Source organism: Ectopseudomonas composti (genome assembly GCF_900115475.1).
In the GTDB taxonomy this organism is placed as follows: Bacteria; Pseudomonadota; Gammaproteobacteria; order Pseudomonadales; family Pseudomonadaceae; genus Aquipseudomonas; species Aquipseudomonas composti.
Map to the genome: position 1 here is coordinate 19005 of NZ_FOWP01000016.1, position 20686 is coordinate 39690.

Consider the following 20686-nt stretch of genomic DNA (forward strand, 5'->3'; position numbering starts at 1 on the left):
GTGACGACCTACCTGCATGTAGCCCGGATGCAAACCGGGAGCCTCTGCCGGCATGGCCCCGGATTACATCCGGGCTACCCAAACATGAACGATTGAGAAATAGCGAACCATGCGTCCTGCCCGTGCCCTGATCGACCTCGATGCGCTGCGTCACAACTACCGCCTGGCCCGTGAAGTGAGCGGTGCTCGCGCCCTCGCCGTGGTCAAGGCCGATGCTTATGGGCATGGGGCGGTGCGTTGCGCGCAGGCACTCGAAGGCGAGGCCGATGGCTTTGCCGTGGCCTGTATCGAAGAGGCGCTGGTATTGCGCGAAGCGGGCGTTCGCGCGCCGATCCTCCTGCTCGAAGGCTTCTTCGAGGCTGATGAGCTGACGCTGATCGACCAGCATGACCTGTGGTGCGTGGCGCATGCGCAGTGGCAGATCGAGGCCATCGAGCAGGCGCAACTGAGCAAGCCGCTGACCGTCTGGCTCAAGCTCGACAGCGGCATGCACCGCGTTGGTTTGCATCCGGCCGATTACCAGGCCGCCTATCGGCGTCTGCTGGCCAGCGGCAAGGTCAGCAAGATCGTGCTGATGAGTCACTTCGCCCGCGCCGACGAGCCCGAGTGCGAGCGCACCAGCGAGCAACTGGCGGTGTTCCTGCAGGCGCGTGAAGGTCTCAGCGCCGAGGTCAGCCTGCGCAATTCGCCGGCCGTGCTCGGCTGGCCACAGGTGCCCAGCGACTGGGTCCGCCCCGGCATCATGCTCTATGGCGCCACGCCGTTTGAGCAGGCTCAGGAGCACGCCGCGCTTCTGCGCCCGGTGATGACCCTGGAATCGAAGGTCATCAGCGTGCGTGAGCTGCCGGCCGGTGAACCGGTGGGTTATGGCGCGCGCTTCGTGGCCGAAAGACCGACGCGCGTCGGCGTGGTCGCCATGGGCTATGCCGACGGCTATCCGCGTCATGCGCCGACCGGCACGCCCGTGATGGTGGACGGCCAACTGACCCGGCTGATCGGCCGCGTGTCGATGGACATGCTTACCGTCGACCTCACCGATCTGCCGCAAAGCGGTCTCGGCAGCCGCGTTGAGCTCTGGGGCAAGCAGGTGCTGGCCAGCGATGTGGCCGCGGCTGCTGGCAGCATCCCCTACCAGATCTTCTGCAACCTGCGGCGGGTGCCGCTGCACTATCTCGGCAATTGAACCCGGCTCGGATGGTTGCTTGCGCTGTGCATCCCACGGCGCGCCTATTGCTGACTCGCACAGTCTAATCCGCGGCTTTTCGAAAGAGGGGGCTCGCCGTGTAAGCGAAGGGTGAACGCAAGTGTTGTAAATTCCGAACGCTATGCCATGATACGGACACTTTTCCGTCTCATATCCCAAGGGGGATTCCAGCATTGGACGTCGGCGTTCGACTGCAATCGATTCGTAAGCTCAAAGGTCTATCCCAGCGTGAACTCGCCAAGCGGGCGGGCGTCACCAATAGCACCATTTCCATGATCGAGAAGAACAGCGTGAGCCCCTCGATCAGCTCGTTGAAAAAGGTGCTCAGCGGCATTCCCATGTCGCTGGTGGAATTCTTCTCGCTCGACATGGAGCAGGAGAACCAGATTCAGGTGGTCTATCGGGCCTCCGAGCTGACCGATATCTGCAGCGGCGCCATCACCATGAAGCTGATCGGCAAGGCTCATCCGAGCCGCGCCATCTCCTTCCTCGACGAGACCTATCCGGCCGGTACCGACACGGGTGACGAGATGTATGCCCACGAAGGAGAGGAAGCCGGCATGCTGGTCGAGGGTAAGTTGGAGCTGACCGTCGGCAACGAGGTGTTCGTCCTCGAGCCGGGCGACAGTTACTACTTCGAGAGCAGCAAGCCGCACCGCTTCCGCAACCCGTTCGATGTGCCGGCGCGCCTGATCAGCGCCACCACTCCGGCGAACTTTTAAGCACTGCAAGCCCCTTCCCTGGCGGTGGGGGCGTTCGCCGATTCGCCAACTCGTCGAGCGTCAGCCTGCTGTCAGGGCGCTAGACTGGCGCGCTTTCTCAATGGATTAGCCCGGTTTCGTCCGGCATGGCAAGGAGCCTGCAGCATGGCAGCCAGCAACAAGTGGTTGATGTCGTCGTTCGCCTATTACCTGGATTTCTTCACCGTCCCACTGCTGTTCGTGGGTGCTTTGCTGTTGGGGCCGGTGTTGCTCTGGCAGGTCGCGGCCGGTGTGCTGATCTGGAGTTTCGTCGAATATGCCATGCATCGTTTTCTGTTCCACGCGCTGTACCGGCGTGAGCATTGGACGCATCACCTCGACGTCCTGGCCCTGATCGGCATATCCAGCTGGAAGACCACGGCGACCTTCATCGTGCTGCTCGTCCTGTTCCAGGTACTGAACCTGACTTCCCTGATCGCGGGGGTGATGCTCGGCTATCTGGCCTACATCTCGCTGCATTACGTCATGCATCGCCCCCAACACCCTCTCTACCGGCTCATGCCCGGTTTGGTGAGCAACCATGATCTGCACCATCAGCGCGGTGTGGAAAAGAATTTCGGCGTTTCCTCTCCGCTCTGGGATCATGTTTTCGGGACCTACGTGCGGGTGCGAAACGACGCGCTCACGGAAGGCGTGAAGAGCTGAGCGGGCTACGCTGTTATCGTTGGCGCAAATAACCCTGCGACAATATGGGTTGTTTCGGCCAGGCCCGCTTGCCGTTATACTGTCGCCCGCTCGCGAAACCGTGGCCGCGGGCGTGACTAGCCACGAAGAGGGTGTACCGTGAATCTGATGAAGAAAATGCTGGCAGCTCCGGCTGTCGTATTGGCCCTGTGGGCAGTGACTGCTCAGGCCACGACCGATGACGCCATCGCCGAGCGCCTCAAGCCGGTCGGTGACGTGTGCATCATGGGCGAAGAGTGCAAGGGCGTGGAAACCGTCGCTGCATCCGCCGGTGGTGGTGCGCGTAGCGCTGACGACATCATCGCCAAGCACTGCAACGCCTGCCATGGCGCTGGCGTACTGGGCGCACCGAAAATCGGTGACACCGCTGCCTGGAAAGACCGCGCCGATCACCAGGGCGGCCTTGATGGCATCCTGGCCAAGGCCATCTCCGGTATCAACGCCATGCCGCCGAAAGGCACCTGCGCGGATTGCTCGGACGACGAACTGCTCGAAGCGATCAAGAAGATGTCCGGTCTGTAAGACTCGCCTCTTCCCTGAAAAAACCGCCCTCTGGGCGGTTTTTTGTTTATGGCGGGGGCATGCAACCATGCTGGCGGCTATACAGTCCAAGCAGCATTCGTCATGGATGTCGCGAGGAGCGCCAGATGCCGCACGCCTGTACCCTCGAACAAGCTGTCGACCGCGTACTGAGCGAGATCGACGGGCCGATTCACCTGGGTCTGCCACTGGGCCTGGGCAAGCCCAATCGCTGGGTCAACGCGCTCTATGCCCGCGTGCGGCAGATGCCCGAGCGGCAGCTGACCATCTACACCGCACTGTGCCTGGCGCGCCCGCGTGCCGCGCAGGACCTGCAGCGACGCTTTCTCGAGCCCTTTGTCGAGCGGGTCTACGGCGATTATCCCGAGCTGGATTTCCTCGCCGATCTGCACGCTGGCAGCCTACCCGCGAACGTACGCGTCGAGCAGTTCTTCTTCCAGCCGGGCAGCCTGCTCGAATGCGAGCCGGCGCAGCAGGACTACATCAGCAGCAACTACAGCCATGTCGCCCGCGACCTCAACGCCAAGGGCCTGAACCTGGTCGCTCAACTGGTCGCTGCCGACGCCGCGCAGCCCGAGCACTTCAGTTTGAGCTGCAACCCCGACGTGACGCTCGACCTGCTGCCGCTGCTGGACAAGCGCCGTGAGGCTGGCGAGACCGTGCTCAGCGTCGCCCAGATCCACAGCGACCTGCCCTACATGAGCGGGGATGCCCATGTTCCGCGCGATACCTTCGATATTCATATCGTCGAGGACGAGTGCACGACGCTGTTCTCCACGCCAAACATGCCGGTGACCCAGCAGGATCACTGCATCGGCCTGCTCGCCAGCACCCTGGTGCGTGACGGCGGCACCCTGCAGATCGGTATCGGCGCGATGGGCGATGCGTTGGCGTCGGCGCTGATGGCCAGGCAGGACGACAATGACCGCTACCGCACGTTGTTGCAGGCGCTGGGCGCCGAGGCGTGGGCAGGCGAGATTGCCGCCAGTGGCGACCTCGCGCCGCTGGAGCAAGGCCTGTATGGCTGCAGTGAAATGTTCGTCAACGGCCTGCTGGCGCTGGCCGAGGTCGGATTGCTGCGCCGTCGGGTCTACGCCGATCTGCGTCTGCAACGTCTGGCTGACAGCGGAGCCCTGGATGACCAGGGCCGGCCCCATAGCATGCAGGCTCTGCTGGATGCGGGCCTGGCGGCTGAGCTGCAGCCCAGCGACCTGGCCTGGCTGTGCGACAGCGGCCTGCTATGCGGCGAAATGCGGCTGGAGCAGGGCGAGTTGTGCCTGCCCGACGGTGGCCGGGTGACGGCTGACCTGAGCGACCCACGCACGCAGGCACGGCTGAATGATTATCTGGGGCAGGCTGAGGGCGGCGTGGTGCTGCATGGCGGCTTCTTCCTCGGCCCGGAAAGCTTCTACCAGCGCCTGCGCGAGCTGGACGAGGCCGAGCGGCAGCGCTTCGCCATGACTGGCATTCGCTACATCAACGAGCTGTACCGCCAGGAGGAACTCAAGCGCCTGCAGCGCCGCGATGCGCGCTTCATCAACACGGTATTCACCATGACCCTGCTCGGTGCAGGCGTGGCCGATCAGCTCGAGGATGGCCGCGTACTCAGCGGCGTTGGCGGGCAGTACAACTTCGTCGCTCAGGCCCATGCACTGGACGACGCACGCTCGATCCTGCTGCTACGCAGCTGGCGCGAGTCGGACGGTGAGGTGAGTTCGAACATCGTCTGGGAATATGGCCACGCCACCATCCCTCGACACCTGCGCGACATCGTGGTCACCGAGTACGGCATCGCCGAGCTGCGCGGCAAGACCGACGCCCAGGTGATCGAGGCGCTGCTCAAGATCAGCGATTCACGCTTCCAGAACGAGCTGATCGAGCAGGCGCAGCAGGCTGGCAAGCTGCCGATGGATTTTCGGCTCGACGAGCGCTTCGGCAACAACCTGCCCGAACGCCTGCAAGCGCTGTGCGCGGAGCATTCATCGTTGTTCGCCGAATACCCGCTGGGCAGCGACTTCAGTGCGGTGGAGCGGGATCTGCTGCGGGCGCTGACCTGGCTCAAGAGCAAGCTGCGCCTGACCGAGGTGCTGGAGCTGGGTAAGGCCACGCTCGATGCGCCAGAGCCGGCGGCCTACCCCGAGCACCTGCGGCGCATGAGCCTGGAAGCACCGGACGGTGTGCGTGAGGCCCTGTACCAGCGCCTGCTGCTGGCTGGCCTGCAGGCCAGCGCATCGTCGTAGGGTGCGCGGGGCCGTACGCAGCGTTTAATCGAGAAAGCGCACCTGGCCGTTTTCCAGCGCGGCGACGCGGGCCAGCGACTCGACGCGGTAGCCTTCGCTCTGCAGCAGGTTGCGGCCGTCCTGGAAGGACTTCTCGATGACGATGCCGATACCGGCAACCTCGGCGCCGGCCTGCTGGATCAGGTCGATCAGCGCCTTGGCGGCATGGCCGTTGGCGAGGAAGTCATCGATGACCAGCACACGGTCGGCTGCAGTCAGATGGCGTGCGGAGATGGCGATGGTGCTTTCGGTCTGCTTGGTGAAGGAGAACACCTTGGAGATCAGCAGGTCGTCCTTGAGCGTCAGCGACTGGAACTTGCGCGCGAAGATCACCGGGATGCCCAGTTCCAGGCCGGCCATTACCGCCGGGGCGATGCCCGAGGCCTCGATGGTGACGATTTTGGTGATGCCCTGACCGGCGAAACGCTGGGCGAATTCATGGCCGATCTTCTGCATCAGCGCCGGATCGATCTGGTGATTGAGGAACGCGTCGACCTTGAGCACTTGCTCCGACAGCACGATGCCTTCTTCGCGAATCTTCTGTTTCAGCGCTTCCACGGTCGGTCCTCTGGGTTCAGCGTAAAAGCTGCGGATTTTCGCCCAAAAAGCCTTGGTTTGTGTAGTGAAAACGCACGCTGGCCGACGTTCGTAATGGCTTGTCCGAGCGGACAGGTATTACGGCTGGTCGGGACGCGGCTGTCAGGCGTGTTTGTTCAGCCGCCGCAGGATGTCCTTGGGAATGCCGCGCGTATCCAGCGGCAGCTTGTCCGGGGCGGGCTCCAGACCCAGTTCGTAGAGCCAGTTGAGCGCGTATTCGCGCAGTTGCTTGAGCTCGTAGGCCTGCCACTGTTCACGGATCGTCGCAAAGGCCTCGATCTCGTAGTCGAACGCACGCAGCGGCTTGCGCCCAGTCAGTGCCGCGCTGAGCAGTGGGTGGGCGTGTGGGTCATCGAGGGTGAACAGGAAGGACTCACGTATGGCCACGCGCTGCATGACGTCGAGGTTGGGAATCTGGGTGTAGCGATCCGGATCGAGTTCCACTTGCTGGCGCTCGTCGCTGTACGGGTCTTCCGCTGGCAGGGTCAGGACGCTGCCGCTTTCCAGGTCCAGCCAGTTTTCCTGCTGTTCACGGCCGTTGATCAGCTGAACGAGGGCATCGAGGTCGAGCGTGAATGTGCGCATGGTTTCAGCCCCTGTTTCTGAACGGTGTGTTCTTCTGACTGGCAAATATGACGAGGGTGCCAGTGGCATTGAAGTGGTGGGCTTCAGCGGATTGAACAACCCGACCATACACCAGTCAGCCACGATCTCTGCGCGGTAGGGTGGGCTTCAGCCCACCAGACAGCAGTACCGCTGGCCTCAGCGCTTGAGCATCGCCCGCATATTGGCCAGGGCGTCGTTGCCGCGTGCTGCCTTGACCTCCACGGGCGCCTCTTCCAGCCCTTCCCATACCAGGTCTTCCGGCGGTAGCTCATCGAGGAAGCGACTCGGCGAGCAATCGATCACTTCACCGTACTGCTTGCGCTTGGCAGCGAAGGTCAGCGCCAGATTGCGTTTGGCGCGGGTGATACCGACGTAGGCCAGGCGACGCTCCTCCTCGATGGTGTCGGCCTCGATGCTGGAGCGGTGCGGGAGAATTTCCTCCTCGAAACCGATGATATACACCGAGGGAAACTCCAGGCCCTTGGAGGCGTGCATGGTCATCATCTGCACGCCCTCGGCACCGTCTTCCTCTTCTTGCTGGCGTTCGAGCATGTCGCGCAGCACCAGCTTGCCGATGGCGTCCTCGATGGTCATGTCGCCGTCTTCGTCGCGCTCCAGCGTGCTTTTCAGTGCGTCGACGAGGAACCAGACGTTGCCCATGCGGGCGTCGGCCACCTTGTCGCTGGAGGCGTTCTGGCGTAGCCAGTTCTCGTAGTCGATGTCCATGACCATGCTGCGAATGGCGGCGATGGGATCGTTCTGTGCGCATTCCTGGCGCACGCGATCCATCCACTTGGTGAAACGCTGCAGGCGCTCGGTGAAGCGTGCGTCGAGGTGTTCGCCGAGGCCGATCTCGCCGGCTGCCGCGTACATGCTGATCTTGCGCTCGTTGGCGTAGTTGCCGAGCTTTTCCAGGGTGGTCGAGCCGATCTCGCGGCGTGGCACGTTGATCACCCGCAGGAAGGCGTTGTCGTCGTCCGGGTTGACCAGCAAGCGGAAGTAACTCATCAGGTCCTTCACCTCCTGGCGGGCGAAGAAGCTGGTGCCGCCGGACAGGCGATAGGGAATCTGGTGGTGCTGCAGCTTCAGCTCCATCAGCTTGGCCTGGTAGTTGCCGCGATAGAGGATGGCGAACTCGCTGTACGGGCGCTGGGTACGCAGGTGTTCGGTGAGGATCTCCAGCGCCACCCGTTCGCACTCGGCGTCCTCATTGCGGGTACGGATCACGCGGATCTCGTCGCCCATGCCCATCTCGCTCCACAACTGCTTCTCGAACACGTGGGGGTTGTTGGCGATCAGGATGTTGGCGCATTTCAGAATGCGGCTGGTGGAGCGGTAGTTCTGCTCCAGCATCACCACTTTCAGCGACGGATAGTCCTCTTTGAGCAGCATCAGGTTTTCCGGGCGTGCGCCGCGCCAGGCGTAGATCGACTGGTCGTCGTCGCCGACCACGGTGAACTGGTTGCGCATGCCCACCAGCATCTTCACCAGCAAGTACTGGCTGGCGTTGGTGTCCTGGTATTCATCGACCAGCAGGTAGCGGATGCGGTTCTGCCACTTCTCGAGGATGTCGGCGTGCTCCTGGAACAGCTTGACCGGCAGCAGGATCAGGTCGTTGAAGTCCACCGCGTTGTACGCCTTGAGCGTGCGCTGGTAATGCAGGTAGACGATGGCGGCGGTCTGTTCCTTGGGGTTGCGCGCATTGGCCAGGGCTTCGTCGGGCAGGATCAGGTCGTTTTTCCAGCTGTCGATGAGGTTCTTCACCTCATCGGCGCCGTCATCGCCGGAATACTCCTTCTGCATGATGTCGCTGAGCAGCGCCTTGATGTCGCCGTCATCGAAGATCGAGAAGCCGGGCTTGTAGCCCAGGCGCGCGTATTCCTTGCGGATGATGTTCATGCCCAGGTTGTGGAAGGTCGACACCGTCAGGCCGCGGGCTTCGGCGCCCTTGAGCAGGGTGCCGACGCGCTCCTTCATCTCGCGCGCGGCCTTGTTGGTGAAGGTCATGGCGACGATATGCTGGGCGCGGATGCCGCAGTTCTGCACCAGGTGGGCAATCTTGCGGGTGATCACGCTGGTCTTGCCGGAACCTGCACCGGCGAGCACCAGAAGTGGGCCGCCGACGTAGTTCACGGCCTCTTGTTGCCGGGGGTTCAGTCGGGACATGGGATCGTTCGCAGAAAAAGGGCCGCGCATTTTAACAGGCCTGACGACTTCTGCCGCGACCGTCCGGAACTGTGGCCTAGCGCACGGAATTGGATGTTGGCGCGCTAGGTTCCGGGGAGCGATGCAGTACTCTGGTACCACTTGCCGGTTTAGCGGCTATACCTCAGGATGTGCATCATTTTTCACCCGGATGTGATTGATTAGACGCCGATTACGGCGCGTTCAGGCGACGCGATTCGCCATCATTCTTGTGGTCATTGGGGGGTTGCTTGTCCACGCTCGTCGAACCCATGCGGTTGGTCCTGCTGGCTGATTCGTCAGGCTGGGCCGAATTGTTGCGCGAGCAGTTGGGCGCCCTCGGGAGCCCCTCCCCGCTGATTACCGCACCGTCCTGGGAAGCGGCCAGCAGTCTGTTCGACGACCACGCCAGCGGTCTACTGCTGGCCACGCCGGATCGACTTCCGCAAAGCAATCAATGCCCGTTACCGATGGTGCTGCTGCTTGAGGATGAGCCCGCCGAAGAACCGACCGGGGTCAGCGACTGGCTGGTGCGCAGCAGTCTCAACCTCGATGTGCTGCGCCGCTGCCTGCGCTATGCGCGCGAGCAGGGCAACCTCCGCCACACCCTGCAACGCCTGGCCGAACAGGACCCGCTGACCCACATCGCCAACCGCCAGGGCTTCCAGACCTTGCTCGCTGCCCGCCTGGGTGAATGCAACGGTCGAGGCCTGGTGCTGGGGCATCTGGACCTCGACAACTTCCGTCACGCCAACGATGCGCTGGGCTATCAGGCCGGGGATCGCCTGATCCTGCAGGTGGTGGCGCGGCTCAAGAGCCTGCTGCTGCCCTGCGACCAGATCGCCCGCCTGGGCAGCGACGAATTTGCCCTGCTGCTGGATGTACGCCGCGACCCACAGCGCGTCGAGCGTCTGGCCGAGCGCGTTACTGCGGTATTGGGTGAGCCCTACTGGGTGGACGGCGAGAGCCTGCTGATCGGCTGCAGCCTGGGCCTGGCGCATGCCCGCGCGGGCGAGGGCGCCGACCCGTTGCTGTGGCACGCGCACATCGCCATGCAGCAGGCCAAGCGTCAGCAGGGCTGCGTGTTTCATGTCTACGACGAGCGCCTCAACCGCAGCGCACGCAGCCAGACCGACCTGGAAGGCGAGCTGCGTCGGGCACTGCGGCGTGACGAACTGGAGCTGCATTACCAGCCGCGCCTGTGTTTGAAGAGTGGGCGCATCGTCGGCCTGGAAGCGCTGGTGCGTTGGCAACACAGCGAGCGCGGGTTGCTCTCGCCCAACGAATTCGTCCCCCTGGCCGAAGAAACCGGGTTGATCGTGCCGCTCGGCTACTGGGTCATCTCCCGTGCCCTGCGCGATATGCAGTGGCTGCGTGGGCGCGGTCTGCCGGCGCTGCACATGGCGGTCAACCTGTCGTTTCGTCAGTTCCAGGACAGCCAGTTGCTGCCGACCCTCAGCCGTCTGATCGAAGAGCGTGGGGTGGACGCACAGTGGCTGGAGTTCGAACTCACCGAAACCGCGGTGATGCGCCGCAGCGATCAGGTGCAGCAGACCATGCTGGCACTGGGTCGACTCGGCGTGCGCTTCTCGCTGGACGACTTCGGCACTGGTTTTTCCTCGTTCGTCCACCTCAACAGCCTGCCGATCACCCTGCTCAAGATCGACAGAAGCTTCGTCGGCGGCATGGGCGAGCGCGCCGAGAATCGCCAGCTGGTGCGGGCGATGATCAATCTGGCGCACAACCTCAACCTCGAGGTGGTGGCCGAAGGGGTGGAGAACATCGAGCAACTCGACATGCTGCGCCAGTTCGGTTGTGATCAGGTGCAGGGCTACCTGATCAGCAAGGCGGTACCGCTGGCCGAACTGGCGCGCTTTCTGGTGTTCGGCATGCGCCAGCCACTGTTCGGCGGCGGCTCGTAGCCCGGCTGCAATCCGGGGAGTGTGTCGCGTATTCCATATGGGTTGCACTCGGGCTACGGCAGGCAGGCCCCGCTCGCCAGTGCACTCGGTCGCTGCAGGCGCGCCGTCTTCCACTGGAAGCCCAGCACCAGGCCGGTGGCCGTGACCGCCAGGCCAGCGGCCAAGCCCCACCACACACCGTGCGCGCCCCAGCCCAGCGGGAAGGCGAACAGCCAGGCCAGCGGGGCGCCGACGCACCAGTAGCCGGTCAGGCCGATCACCAGGGTGGTCCGCCCATCGTTGAGCCCGCGAATCGCACCCATGGCGATGCTCTGCAGGCCGTCGAACAGCTCGAACCAGGCAGCGATCGCCAACAGGCTCACCGCCAGGGTGACGATATCGGCGAAGGCCGGGTCATGCCGGTCGAGGAACAGGCCGATGATCCACTCCGGCAGCAGCCAGAACAGCAGGGCGAACAGCAGCATCAGCGCGGCGCCCAGCGCCATGCCCAGGTGCCCGGCCAGGCGTGACAGGTGCAGACGGTCGGCGCCGTAGTGCAGACCGACGCGGAAGGTCACGGCATAGGACAACCCCTGCGGCACGATGAATGCCAGTGCCACCGTCTGCATGGCGATCTGATGCGCCGCCAGTTGCACGCTACCCAGCGCGCCCATGCACAGCGTGGCGAAGGTGAACAGCCCCTGCTCGGCGGCGTAGGTACCGCCGATGGGTAGGCCCAGGCGCAGCAGGGCGCGCATCTCTGCCCGCTGCGGGCGGCCCATGCCGCGCCGTAGCTGATAGCGCTGGTAGGTCGGCGAGATCAGGATATACAGCGCCAATGCCAGGGCCATGGCGCTGCTGACCACGGCGGTGGTCATGCCGATGCCGCTGAGGCCCAGGCTGGGCAGGCCGAACCAGCCCTTGATCAGCGCGTAGTTGATGACGAAGTTGGCCACGGTGCCGAGGATGCTGATGGCCATGACCGGGCCGGGGTGGCCAATGGCGCTGGTGAAGCCGCGCAGGGCCATGAAGCACAGGTAGCCGGGCAGGGCCAGTGACAGCGGGCGCAGGAAGGCCATGGCCTGGTTGGCTGCGCCAGGGTCCTGGCCCAGATGCGGCAACAGCGGGCCCAGGCCATTGAGGCACAGCGCACTGACGATGCCCAGCAGCAGGGCCAGCCACAGGCCGCTCTGTAGCAGGCGGGTGACGCCATTGGGGTCGCCTGCGCCGTGGCGAATGGCAACCAGGCTGCCCACCGCGGCGATCACCCCGGTGCAGAAGATCGAGAAGATGAAATAGCAGGTGGCGCCCAGCGCGCCACCGGCCAGTTGCTGCGGGCCGAGCATGGCCATCATCAGCGTGTCGGTGAAAATCATCAGCGCGTGGGCTAGTTGGGCGGAGATCAGCGGGCCGGCCAGGCGCAGCAGCGCACCCAGCTCGTGACCAAGGGAATTCTTCATGATGAGTAAAACTTCGGCAGGATAAGCATCCCCAGACTGTCGGAGGATGAGCAATGACGGATATTCTCTGGTCTTAGCCGGATATCCACAAAAGGAAAAAAGCCATGCTAGGCATGATCAAAACTCATGGTTCAATGCGGTGACGCGGCGTCTGCCGCCGCTCTATGCGCTGCGCGCCTTCGAGGCCGCAGCCCGGCATGCCTCGTTCACCCGTGCCGCCGAAGAGCTGGCCATCACCCAGAGTGCGGTGAGCCGGCACATTCGTACGCTGGAGGACTACTTCGCCTGCCGTCTGTTCGAGCGCCGTGGGCGCAGCCTGCAACTGACCGATCCTGCGCGCGCCCTGTTGCCGGGGCTGAGCGACGGCTTCGATGCGCTGGAGCGCGCCAGCGCCACGTTGCGCGCGGACGATGAGGTGCTGCGCCTCAAGGCGCCGTCTACCCTGACCATGCGCTGGCTGCTGGCGCGCCTGTCGCACTTTCGTCTGGCCAACCCGGACAGCGAGGTGCAACTGACCAGCGCCTGGATGGATGTGGACAAGGTCGACTTTCGCCACGAACCCTTCGACTGCGCGGTGCTGCTCTCCGACGGCCAGTTCCCGGATGACTGGGAAAGCGCGCTGCTGTTCGAGGAATGGCTGATCCCGGTATGCGCGGCGGCCGATGCCGGCCCCTGGTCGCTGTCGCAACTGCAGGCGGCGGAGCAACTGCACCCGACGCCGGATCGCCGTGACTGGCGGCGCTGGCTGCAGGCCACCGGCCTGAGTGAACAGGTGCCTTTGAAGACTGGCCAGCTGTTCGACATGCTGGAGCTGGGTATCGTCGCGGCGGCGCGAGGCTATGGCGTATCGATCGGCGATCTGTTGATGGTCGCGGAGGACGTCAGCACCGGGCGCCTCGGATTGCCCTGGTCCACGGCAGTCTTCAGTGGTGACGGCTATTATCTGGTGTGGCAGCGTGGGCATCGGGCCCAGGCGCGTTTGCAGCGCTTGCGCGACTACCTGTTGGCGGAGGTGGCGGCCATGCAGCTTCCCTCAGTGGAGAGAGTGCTATAGCTGCCGATACAGGTTTTTGATAGCAAATGATGGCCATTCGGCAGAACGCCGATTGACCAACCATACTGCTCAGGTATCCTGCCGCGCCTTGGCTCGAGGTCGTATGATGACTCGAACCAGTCAATTCTCCTGTTCCGTTCGGCCTGCCGCTATGTAAGTCAGGCCTTGAGAGGCCTGAATGACCCCTCCTCGTTCCCGTATTGCTCTGCAACTCGCTGTTGCTCTGGCACTGATGCTGGTGCTGCTGATCAGCATCAGTACCCTGTTCGCGCTGCGCTCGCTGAACGGTGCCAACCTGGTGACCCGTGCCGAGCATCTGGGCAGTGAGGCGCGCCTGCTGGCCGATCAGCTGGAAACCTTCCACGGCAGCCTGCGCGACAGCACGCAGCGTCTGGCTGGGTTGTTCGAGCAGCGTTTCAGTGGCGGCCTGCAGGTGCGCAATGACGAGCGTGTTGCCGTTGGCAGCCTGCAGACGCCGGCGCTCTATCTGGGCGCGACCCGCCTCAACAACGATTTCAGCGAAGTCGATGACTTCACCCGCATGACCGCGGGCGTCGCCACGGTGTTCGTGCGCGATGGCGAGGAGTTCGTGCGCATCACCACCTCGCTGACCAAGCAGGACGGTACCCGTGCCCTGGGCACGGTGCTCGATCATCAGCATCCGGCCTATCAGAAACTCCTGGCGGGCCAGGGTTACGTCGGCCGCGCGCTGCTGTTCGACCGTTTCTACATGACCCAGTACACCCCGGTGCGCGATACCGGCGGGCGGGTGATCGCGGTGTTGTTCGTCGGCTTCGACTACACCGACGCGCAGAACCTGCAGATGCGCAACCTCAGCGATTTCCGCATCGGCAGCACCGGTTCGCTGGCGCTGCTCGACGAGCAGGGCAAATGGCTGGTGGCACCGGCCGGGGCCGCCGCCATGAGCAGCCTGCCCGAGTCGCTCGCCGAGCTGATTGCCAACCCCGGCAAGGGCGGCTTCTGGAGTGACAGTCGTGACGAGTTCTACAGCGTCGCCATGCCCTTTGCCGGTGGGCCGTGGACGGTACTGGCGAGCATGCCGCGCGAAGAGATCCAGGCCGTCACCTGGCGTGTCGGCACCCAACTGGCCATCGGCAGCGCGCTGACCCTGCTGCTGGCGGTGATCGCCGTGGTCTGGCTGCTGCGGCGCAAGCTGCGGCCGTTGGGCGATCTGGTACAGCAGGCGCAGGCGCTCGGTGCCGGTGACCTCGGTGCACGCATGGCGCAGTCCAGCGATGATGAAATCGGTGAGCTGGCGCGCAGCTTCAACCGCATGGGCGAGGCCCTGGCGAACATGGTGGCGGGTATCCGTGGCGCGGCTCAGGATGTCAGCGCGCGTTCGCAGGCGATGTCCTCGCTGTCGCGTGATGCCTACCAGGGTATCGATCAGCAGTCGGGTGAGATCAGCAGCATGGCCGGTGCGGTGGAGGAGTTCAGCGCCACCTCGCAGAACATCGCTGACAACATGCGCAGTACCGAGCGTCTGGCCAGCGCCAACGCCCAGCAGACCCGCATCGGTCGCACCTCGATGGATCAGGCCTCCGAAGCGCTGGTGCAGATCGCCGAGGCGCTGGAGCAGACCTCCACGGCCATCAACGGTCTTGGCCTGCGCTCCCAGGAAATCGGTGGCATCGTCAGCGTGATCACGGCAATTGCCGATCAGACCAACCTGCTGGCGCTCAACGCCGCCATTGAAGCTGCGCGGGCCGGCGAGCAAGGGCGTGGTTTTGCCGTGGTCGCCGACGAGGTGCGCAACCTGGCCGGACGCACCCGCGAGGCGACCAACGAGATTTCCACCATGATTGGCAGCATCCAGAGCGAGACCAGCAGCGCCATCGCCACCATGGAGCAGGGCCGGCAACTGATGCAGGACGGCCTCGAGCGCAACGCCAAGGTGGCGTCAGCGCTGGCGCAGATCAGCGAGCAGAGCGAGGCAGCCGGCGAGCAGTTCGCCGCCATCACCACCGCCACCAGCGAGCAGAGCAGCACCGCGACCGTGCTCAGCTCCAACCTGCAGAGCATTGCCCAGGCCAACGGCGAGCAGCGTGAAGTGGTGGCCAACCTGGCCGATACCGCGCGCGAGCTGGATCGCCTGGCCGCGCAGCTGCGTCAGGAGGTCGAGCGCTTCCGTTGAGTCATCCCGCTGCCGGGCGATACTGCAACGCTTCAGCTAGGTGGGCGCGGCTGATCTGTTGCTCGTCAGCCAGGTCGGCCAGGGTGCGCGCCACCTTGAGCACGCGATGGGCGGCGCGCAGGGACAGGCCCAGGCGTTCGCAAGCACTTTCCAGCCACTGGCGATCTGCATCGCTCAGCGCACAGTGCTGGCGCAAGCCGGGTAAGTCGAGAAAGGCGTTGGCCACGCCCTGGCGCTGCAATTGCCGCTCACGTGCTCGCGCCACTTTGGCTGCCGCTTGCGCAGTGCTCTCGCCATCCTGCGGCGGCGCATTCAGGGCTGTGGTTTCGCGGGCGACCGTCAGGTGCAGGTCGATACGATCGAGCAGCGGGCCAGACAGCTTGGCGCGGTAACGCTGGATCTGTTCCGGCGTGCAGCGACAGCGGTTGCTCGGGTCGCCGAGATAACCGCACGGACAGGGGTTCATGGCGGCGACGAGCTGAAAGCGTGCGGGAAAACGCACCTTGTCGCGTGCCCGGGCGATGACGATATGGCCGCTTTCCAGTGGCTCGCGCAGCACCTCCAGCACTTTCCTGTCGAACTCCGGCAGCTCATCGAGGAACAAGATTCCCATGTGCGCCAGGGTGATTTCGCCAGGTTGCGGGCGACTTCCACCTCCGACCAGTGCCGGCCCGGAGGCGCTATGGTGCGGCGTGCGAAAGGGCCTCTGTGGCCAGTGCTGCAGCGGCGTGTGGCTGGCCACCGAGTGGATTGCCGCGACCTGCAGCGCCTCGCCTTCCTCCAGCGGCGGCAACAGGCCGGGCAGGCGGCTGGCCAGCAGTGTCTTGCCGGTGCCAGGAGGGCCACTGAGTAGCAGCTTATGTTATATTACACCCAATGATTGTGATTATGTGATTCGCATGAAACCCAAGGCTTACAGCTACATCAGATTCTCTAGCCCAGAGCAAAGTCGCGGCGATAGTCAGCGAAGGCAAAGAGAAGCAGCTGCAAAATATGCAGAAGAGCATGATTTAGACCTAGTGCAGGATAAGGATTATCAGTTCTTCGATGCAGGGATAAGTGCGTATACAGGTAAGAATGTTAACGACGAGGGAAAACTTCGGCGTTTTTATGAATATGTTAAAAGTGGGAAGATTGAAAGTGGGTCATATCTGTTGGTGGAGTCTTTAGATCGACTCAGCCGGGAAGATGTGTTGATTGCTTTGCCTAGGTTTATCGATCTACTGAATGAAGGAATTAACGTTGTAACATTGGCGGATAATTTCATCTATACAAAAGGTGCGGATGTTCCACAGCTGATCATGTCTATTGTGCATATGGCGCGTGCGCATCATGAGTCTAAGTTGAAGGGCGAGCGTGTCAGTAAAGCTTGGAGGAAAAAGCAAGATTATGCTAGAGAGCATCTTACCCCTCTAGGTAGTGTTTGCCCGTATTGGTTGGACTTTAAGGGCGGGGAATACATTGTAAACGAGGATAAGGCTGAAATTGTACGGCAAATATTCTCGATGACAATTGCCGGTTATGGGCAGATAGCAATTGTAAAACACTTGAATAAAAATAATGTTCCAGTATTTGGAAGCATAAAAAGAAACAAGTCTGGTTTGTGGGGGGCGAGTTCAATTGCCAAGATACTTTGCAATAGGTCAGTGTTGGGTGAATACCAGCCAATGGTTTATGAGCAGAAGCGCCGCAGAGAAAACGGTTCTGTGATTGAAGGTTACTACCCACCAGTTATAACCCCCGAGATATTTTATACGGCAAGCTATGTTCGTACTCAGCGGCATGTTAGTAAGGATACGAAACAGTCGAAAGATTTCAATGTGTGGTCTAAGTTGCTGGTTTGCTCGAAATGTAGGTCGCCCATGCATTTAGTTAACAAGGGGCAACCGCCAAAAGGATTCAAGTATTTGCGCTGCTATACGGCGGCAAAAGGAAAGTGCACGGCAAAGCTAATTCGGCTGAATGTTGCTGATATTGCTTTTAAGGAAGTTTTGGTGATGTTTAACTCCATGTCACTTGTTCAAAAAAGTGAGAAGGAGTCCAGAAGTAGAATAGCTGAGCTAAAAGGAAGGATTGATAGCCTTAGGCTACGGCTTGTTCAGTTCGAGGAAATGTTGATGGAGGCCCCTTCTATTGCTTTGTCGAAGGCGGCGTCTGCAAAAGAAGAAGAACTGATGTTGTGTGAGCGTGAGCTTCAGATTGAAAACGCTGAAATGGAAACAACTGCAATCTTTAATAAAGCTGATTTCTTCGAAAAGCTTGATTTGAAAACTTATGAAGGGCGTTCATCTGCTAATCTATATTTGCGAAATCTTGATGTTCAAGTCAGAGCAGGATTTAATGGTCATGAATATTTCTTTGTTGCAATCACTGACCCAAAGAAGCCAAAGGCAAATTTTGCAATTTGGTTGGGTGAAGACCTGATACCAAAAATTACGCCGCTATCAAAAGAAATGATGGTGAACGTTATCAATCAAGGTGATTTGCCAAATGCTCGTATGGTTGTGCCTATGGCAAGGCATCTACAAGAGCTTATTGATGAAACCGAAGGTAATGGCCGGGGGGAAATTACGGTTGCATTAGATTCTATACCAGCACTTGAATGGTCTCCGGGTGCCGAAGTATTGAAAAATAAGCTTCTTAAATCGGTCGGGCTTGACCCTGATTAAGAATGAAGGGCATTAGAGCCCTTCGTCTTTTAGGTAACTGTACAATGTAGACTGTCCAATCTTAAAGTGTCGTGCTGTTGCCGCTTTTGATGCACCAGCACTTAGCATCTGCTTTGCTGCCTCGATGATTGCAGGGTCTAGGGCTTTCCTGCCCTGGTACTTGCCCTCCGCTTTTGCTCGATTGATTCCGATGCGCTGTCGTTCAAGCATGCTTTCCCTTTCCATCTGAGCGACGCCAACCATTAGGGTCAGCACTAGTTGTCCCGATGGGCTAGTAACGTCCATGCTCAAATTGTCGATAATTAGCTTAACACCGCGTGCTTTTAGGTCTTCGCAGAGTGTGAGGACTTCAGCCGCATTCCTACCCAACCGGCTGACCTCGCGAACAATCAATGTGTCACCAATTTTCAGGCGTTTGATGAGCTGATCAAACTGCGGCCTATCAAGAGTCGTACCGGTAAATTTTTCAGAAACAATGAAGTCGTAAGAGTGTTTCGCCGCAAGGAAGTCTGACTGTTGCTGGACATTTTGGTCGTCCGAAGAGACTCGCGAGTAGATGTATGTGGTCATTATTATTCCAGTTAGGGTCTAGATATACTAAGAATACTCCATTTAGGGTGGTAAACAAGGTTTTACAGAGATTTTTGACGTGAGTCTCTGAACCCTGCCCTAGAAAGAGGGGGGTGGTTTGGTAGGTGGCTGTTTCCGTGAGGATGCTGATTACTTTGCGGTCAGCTTTCGAACTGATTTCAATATTGCGTCAAGAGTCTTCGGGCTCTGGATGTCGTAGATGGCATCACAAATCTGGTGCCGCAGCTCTGCTGGACTCGGCTCATCAGGCGTGACTTGGAAGAACGCATCAAGCGACACGCCGAGTCTTGCACCAATAGCTTCTAAGGCTTCGATCCCAGGTGCGTACTCACCCCTTTCAAACCGGCTAACCGTAATCGGATCGTACCCACAGGCTTCGGCTAGCTGGGATTGAGTGATCCCATGTGCTTGCCGAAGCGCTTTGATCCTGCGGCCTAACGCCTTAACGGCTGATTGAGTCATGGGAACCCCAAGTAAAATCAGATGCTTGCATCTGTCTTGGCGTCCATGAAGGTCGCTTAGTGCCTAGTGATGTCGATAAAACTATGCATTTCTCGTATAGTTCCGGTGTGAACCACACATCATGGAGCGTGTATGAAGATAATGCTTACCGGGATATTCCTTGCTGTATCTAGCATGCCAATGGCGTTTCTTGCCGGGCGTTGGGTGTATCAGCATAGCCTTGGCGGTCTGCCACGGATGCTGTCAAGCGGTCTTGAAGTGGCATCCTATGTTGCTGGCGGGACTCTGCTGCTTGCCGTGTTTGTGTTCGTATCGGGTCTTCGTGGTGGGGAATCTAAGGTTCATAGTCCACAAGAGGGGGCGTAACCTTGGTCAAGATAAAACTTGCTGCTGTGTATCTCGGCCTTACCCTTGGTGCTCAGGCTCAAGCCGAAATATTCAACAAAACCGGTGACCTTGATATTGGCCCAGCCGCTGATATCACCGAGGAAACTTTGATGTGCTCGGACGCTGATGTCTGGTTCCAAATGTTTGAGCAGCGCCCGGCTTTAGATCAGGATGTATCGAAGTTCTTCGCAGATTTTTTCAACCCATATAAGAAGAGCGGAACTTGCTGGGTTGTGCCAACGTCCAGCGCGTACCTAATTGGGGTAAGAACGGCGATGGTCAAGAGAGCTGATGCCAATCCCGCCTCAAAATATGTGGTTGCTAGGGTGGTGGTTGGGGGGCGCGGAGGTTACATCACCCCGATTACATTGCAGCAGAATGGTTTCGATATTATCAAAGCTGTGTCATTGGAGAATCAGAAGCATGGCGTGCCATTGATGCAGTGAGGAAAGCCCCGTTAATACGGGGCTTTTTGTTTACATCGTCAGATACGGTAAATTCAAGGCATGAGTTAGGTGCGGTTTTTGCTGGTTTGAGTCTGGATGGCGAAAAACGCTTATAGCTTTCACCTGTACCGAAAGTCTTATCGCGTACTTTGGCCATATAACTAATGTGCCAAAATGCCTTGTTGAATTCCCCTTGTTTATTCCTGTTTACAGTGTGCGCATTTGTTGGCCTCAGATAGCCCCCAGAATGCGTTTTCCAGCACGTTTGAAGCATGACCCATAGTCCGGTATAGCCTTCGCTTGTAATGCCGCCTATGCGCCTGTAAAGCTGTTTAAATCCGATGTAGCAGTGATAGTGATCTTTATCCAATTCTCCTTGTTCATGTGCCCAACAGTAGATTACGTCTTTGTTACACAGCCAGTCTTTCTGACCAAGCTGTTGTTTTACTGATTTAAAAAAATCACTAACAACTAGGTTCCATCTTTGTGGGTCTGAAAAATTGCCATGGGGCGTGTGAAGAACGAAAACCAATACTGAAATCCTAGAATGGTGGCTGAGAAGTGCATGCATTTGACTGTGAATCGATTCAAGGATCGCGGTGTAGGCCCCGAGTTTGTAGCGATGGCTAGTGTTTATCAACACACCTTTGTAGGTGGTGCTATAGGTTATTTTGTTGTTCAATTTTTGATCATTAATGTGATTTGA

17 protein-coding genes and 1 pseudogene are annotated in these 20686 nt (G+C 60.2%); 10 read left to right on the forward strand and 8 right to left on the reverse strand.

Translation table 11 applies throughout. The annotated features are described in order from the left end of the window. The first annotated feature begins 109 nt into the window (after positions 1 to 109). The 5 genes from alr to BM059_RS22190 all read left to right on the forward strand — a co-directional run bounded on the left by alr (position 110) and on the right by BM059_RS22190 (position 5429). Positions 110 to 1183: an alanine racemase gene (gene alr / locus BM059_RS22170; protein WP_074941379.1), complete on the forward strand. Its 1074-nt coding sequence runs from the start codon at positions 110 to 112 to the stop codon at positions 1181 to 1183. A gap of 194 nt (positions 1184 to 1377) precedes the next feature. Beyond that, positions 1378 to 1926, forward strand: coding sequence for a cupin domain-containing protein (locus tag BM059_RS22175; protein WP_036999865.1), 549 nt, complete (start codon positions 1378 to 1380; stop codon positions 1924 to 1926). Between the two features lie 144 nt (positions 1927 to 2070). Beyond that, the gene (locus BM059_RS22180; protein WP_074941380.1) at positions 2071 to 2610 is read left to right on the forward strand and encodes a sterol desaturase family protein; all 540 of its coding nucleotides are present in this window, start codon (positions 2071 to 2073) and stop codon (positions 2608 to 2610) included. A gap of 138 nt (positions 2611 to 2748) precedes the next feature. Then, positions 2749 to 3171 carry a c-type cytochrome gene (locus tag BM059_RS22185; protein WP_074941381.1) on the forward strand — a complete coding sequence of 141 codons (423 nt, stop codon included), beginning with the start codon at positions 2749 to 2751 and terminating at the stop codon, positions 3169 to 3171. A 125-nt stretch (positions 3172 to 3296) separates the two neighbouring features. Beyond that, entirely contained in the window at positions 3297 to 5429 is a 2133-nt protein-coding gene (locus tag BM059_RS22190; RefSeq protein WP_074941382.1) for an acetyl-CoA hydrolase/transferase C-terminal domain-containing protein, read from the forward strand. A gap of 24 nt (positions 5430 to 5453) precedes the next feature. On the opposite strand, the gene BM059_RS22195 is transcribed toward BM059_RS22190, so the two are convergent. The 3 genes from BM059_RS22195 to rep form a co-directional block, all read right to left on the reverse strand. Next, on the reverse strand, positions 5454 to 6026 hold the full coding sequence (locus BM059_RS22195) for a xanthine phosphoribosyltransferase (protein WP_036999859.1): 573 nt from the start codon (positions 6024 to 6026) through the stop codon (positions 5454 to 5456). Between the two features lie 141 nt (positions 6027 to 6167). After that, on the reverse strand, positions 6168 to 6650 hold the full coding sequence (locus tag BM059_RS22200; protein ID WP_074941383.1) for a UPF0158 family protein: 483 nt from the start codon (positions 6648 to 6650) through the stop codon (positions 6168 to 6170). 177 nt (positions 6651 to 6827) lie between these two features. Then, positions 6828 to 8837, reverse strand: a complete 2010-nt coding sequence (rep, locus tag BM059_RS22205; RefSeq protein ID WP_036999852.1) for a DNA helicase Rep — start codon at positions 8835 to 8837, stop codon at positions 6828 to 6830. Between the two features lie 269 nt (positions 8838 to 9106). Here rep and BM059_RS22210 point away from each other — a divergent pair, with 269 nt between their 5' ends. Next, positions 9107 to 10777, forward strand: coding sequence for a putative bifunctional diguanylate cyclase/phosphodiesterase (locus tag BM059_RS22210; RefSeq protein ID WP_167364598.1), 1671 nt, complete (start codon positions 9107 to 9109; stop codon positions 10775 to 10777). Between the two features lie 53 nt (positions 10778 to 10830). On the opposite strand, the gene BM059_RS22215 is transcribed toward BM059_RS22210, so the two are convergent. Further along, positions 10831 to 12216, reverse strand: a complete 1386-nt coding sequence (locus BM059_RS22215; protein ID WP_074941385.1) for a NorM family multidrug efflux MATE transporter — start codon at positions 12214 to 12216, stop codon at positions 10831 to 10833. Between the two features lie 139 nt (positions 12217 to 12355). On the opposite strand from BM059_RS22215, the gene BM059_RS22220 reads away from it, so the two are divergent. After that, complete coding sequence (locus BM059_RS22220) at positions 12356 to 13270, forward strand: LysR substrate-binding domain-containing protein (protein WP_074941386.1); 915 nt, start codon at positions 12356 to 12358, stop codon at positions 13268 to 13270. 178 nt (positions 13271 to 13448) lie between these two features. After that, positions 13449 to 15425, forward strand: a complete 1977-nt coding sequence (locus BM059_RS22225) for a methyl-accepting chemotaxis protein (RefSeq protein WP_074941387.1) — start codon at positions 13449 to 13451, stop codon at positions 15423 to 15425. Between the two features lies 1 nt (position 15426). Here BM059_RS22225 and BM059_RS22230 read toward each other — a convergent pair. Further along, positions 15427 to 16287 (reverse strand): annotated as a pseudogene (locus BM059_RS22230) (YifB family Mg chelatase-like AAA ATPase); the annotation flags it as partial. A gap of 37 nt (positions 16288 to 16324) precedes the next feature. On the opposite strand from BM059_RS22230, the gene BM059_RS22235 reads away from it, so the two are divergent. Next, positions 16325 to 18094, forward strand: coding sequence for a recombinase family protein (locus tag BM059_RS22235; RefSeq protein WP_074941388.1), 1770 nt, complete (start codon positions 16325 to 16327; stop codon positions 18092 to 18094). A 12-nt stretch (positions 18095 to 18106) separates the two neighbouring features. Here the strand turns inward: BM059_RS22235 and BM059_RS22240 are convergent, their stop codons facing one another. Both BM059_RS22240 and BM059_RS22245 read right to left on the reverse strand, forming a co-directional pair. Beyond that, entirely contained in the window at positions 18107 to 18664 is a 558-nt protein-coding gene (locus BM059_RS22240; RefSeq protein ID WP_074941389.1) for a recombinase family protein, read from the reverse strand. A gap of 150 nt (positions 18665 to 18814) precedes the next feature. Beyond that, positions 18815 to 19147, reverse strand: a complete 333-nt coding sequence (locus tag BM059_RS22245) for a helix-turn-helix domain-containing protein (protein WP_074941390.1) — start codon at positions 19145 to 19147, stop codon at positions 18815 to 18817. A 368-nt stretch (positions 19148 to 19515) separates the two neighbouring features. Between BM059_RS22245 and BM059_RS22255 the strand changes: the two genes are divergently transcribed. Continuing rightward, positions 19516 to 19980 (forward strand): hypothetical protein, encoded by a 465-nt coding sequence (locus BM059_RS22255; RefSeq protein ID WP_074941392.1) that lies wholly within the window; start codon positions 19516 to 19518, stop codon positions 19978 to 19980. Here the strand turns inward: BM059_RS22255 and BM059_RS22260 are convergent. After that, positions 19928 to 20662, reverse strand: coding sequence for a YagK/YfjJ domain-containing protein (locus BM059_RS22260; protein WP_074941393.1), 735 nt, complete (start codon positions 20660 to 20662; stop codon positions 19928 to 19930). The genes BM059_RS22255 and BM059_RS22260 overlap by 53 nt on opposite strands. Between the last annotated feature and the right edge of the window lie 24 nt (positions 20663 to 20686).

What these genes read in the sequence shown, in the direction of transcription:
- BM059_RS22240 (WP_074941389.1), bottom strand. Translation starts at nt 18,664, where the DNA reads ATGACCACATACATCTACTCGCGAGTCTCTTCGGACGACCAAAATGTC.
- alr (WP_074941379.1), top strand. Translation starts at nt 110, where the DNA reads ATGCGTCCTGCCCGTGCCCTGATCGACCTCGATGCGCTGCGTCACAAC.
- BM059_RS22225 (WP_074941387.1), top strand. Translation starts at nt 13,449, where the DNA reads ATGACCCCTCCTCGTTCCCGTATTGCTCTGCAACTCGCTGTTGCTCTG.
- BM059_RS22190 (WP_074941382.1), top strand. Translation starts at nt 3,297, where the DNA reads ATGCCGCACGCCTGTACCCTCGAACAAGCTGTCGACCGCGTACTGAGC.
- BM059_RS22180 (WP_074941380.1), top strand. Translation starts at nt 2,071, where the DNA reads ATGGCAGCCAGCAACAAGTGGTTGATGTCGTCGTTCGCCTATTACCTG.
- BM059_RS22215 (WP_074941385.1), bottom strand. Translation starts at nt 12,216, where the DNA reads ATGAAGAATTCCCTTGGTCACGAGCTGGGTGCGCTGCTGCGCCTGGCC.
- BM059_RS22245 (WP_074941390.1), bottom strand. Translation starts at nt 19,147, where the DNA reads ATGACTCAATCAGCCGTTAAGGCGTTAGGCCGCAGGATCAAAGCGCTT.
- BM059_RS22200 (WP_074941383.1), bottom strand. Translation starts at nt 6,650, where the DNA reads ATGCGCACATTCACGCTCGACCTCGATGCCCTCGTTCAGCTGATCAAC.
- rep (WP_036999852.1), bottom strand. Translation starts at nt 8,837, where the DNA reads ATGTCCCGACTGAACCCCCGGCAACAAGAGGCCGTGAACTACGTCGGC.
- BM059_RS22235 (WP_074941388.1), top strand. Translation starts at nt 16,325, where the DNA reads ATGAAACCCAAGGCTTACAGCTACATCAGATTCTCTAGCCCAGAGCAA.